Annotated in this window: 1 protein-coding gene; it reads left to right on the top strand. The window is 66.1% G+C overall.

Annotation, left to right across the window (positions count from 1 at the left end):
* The coding region (locus ABD883_RS11945) for an IS3 family transposase (protein WP_345032363.1) at positions 1-806 on the top strand (806 nt) is incomplete at both ends.

Below are 806 nucleotides of genomic sequence, written 5' to 3'. Positions count from 1 at the left end.
GTGATCGTCGCCTTCGTCGACGAGAACAAGCACCGCTGGGGGATCGAACCGATCTGCCGTGTCCTGACCCAGGACCACGGGATGAAGATCGCCCCGGGAACCTACTACGCCTTCAAGAACCGACCGCCCAGCGCCCGGTCCGTCCGGGACGCCGAGCTCAAGGAGCACATCATGGCCATCCACGCCCACCGGCGTATGCGGGTCTACGGGATCCGGAAAATCCACGCCGAGCTCAACCGCAACGGGGTCCCTGTGGCCCGCTGCACCGTCGAGCGGCTCTGCCGTGAACTCGGGGTCCGCGGCACCGTCAGGGGCCGCTATCCGCGCACCACGAAGCCGTCGCCGGAGACGAATCGACCCGGTGACCTGGTCAGACGCGACTTCACCGCCACCGCTCCGAACAGGCTCTGGGTGGCCGATCTGACCTACGTCCGGACCGAGTCCGGGTGGGTCTACGTCGCTTTCATCCTGGACGTGTTCGCCAGGATGATCGTGGGCTGGCAGACCTCGACCCGGATGTACACCGATCTGGCCCTGGACGCACTGAACATGGGCCTCTGGACCCGTAAACGTGCAGGTCAGAACGTCTCCGGACTCAAGCACCACAGTGATCGAGGAGTGCAGTACAGGGCCCTGCGGTACACCCAGGCCCTGGAGGAGGTCGATGCCGTGGCCTCCGTGGGGTCCAAGGGCGACTCGTTCGACAATGCCATGGCCGAAGCGCTGAACTCGCTCTACAAGGCAGAGTTGATCCACCTCGACGGGCCCTGGGCCGGCCGGGAGGACGTCGAGGCCGCGACCGCGGA

It is taken from the genome of Brevibacterium pityocampae (assembly GCF_039541555.1).
Taxonomy (GTDB): Bacteria; Actinomycetota; Actinomycetes; order Actinomycetales; family Brevibacteriaceae; genus Brevibacterium; species Brevibacterium pityocampae.
This window is presented reverse-complemented; position numbering and strand designations above follow the sequence as displayed.